Annotated in this window: 1 protein-coding gene; it reads right to left on the bottom strand. The window is 70.7% G+C overall.

Annotation, left to right across the window (positions count from 1 at the left end):
• Positions 1-75: 75 nt before the first annotated feature.
• Positions 76-454 (bottom strand): AMP-binding protein (locus IO24_RS46160; protein ID WP_208861345.1); only part of this gene is annotated, 379 nt, incomplete at its 5' end.

The following is a 454-nucleotide window of genomic DNA, read 5'->3' as shown; positions in this document are numbered from 1 at the left end:
AGAATCTCCTGACGCGCATCACGCGGGGCCCCCGACGCAACGGAGGAACCGCTGTAGTCCGGCGCGGGCAGCGCCTTACGGTCCAGCTTCCCACTGGGCGTCAGAGGCAGTTCGCTGACGGTGACGACCGCTGCGGGAACCATGAAGTCGGGCAGCCGACCGGCCAACCGCGCGGGCGAGGTCTCCGGTGCGATACATGCGCGATCCGGCGGGGCCATAGGGGTCGGCGACGAACCGCTGGCCGGTCAGCCCCGGCCGGTTGAGGTAGCCCCGCGCCAGCCCCGCTCCGGCGAGATACAGCTCACCAGGCACTCCGGGCGGGACCGGAGACAGCCCCGCGTCGAGCACATACACGCGCACGTTGTCGATGGGCCGGCCGATCGGCGGGACGACCGCACCGGACAACGGCTCGCTCAACGTCGCACAGACCGTCGACTCCGTCGGACCATACGCA

It is taken from the genome of Streptomyces flavovariabilis, from assembly GCF_000725785.1.
GTDB lineage: Bacteria > Actinomycetota > Actinomycetes > Streptomycetales > Streptomycetaceae > Streptomyces > Streptomyces hawaiiensis.
The sequence above is the reverse complement of the archived record's forward strand: the minus strand, read 5'-3'. Positions and strand labels throughout refer to the sequence as shown.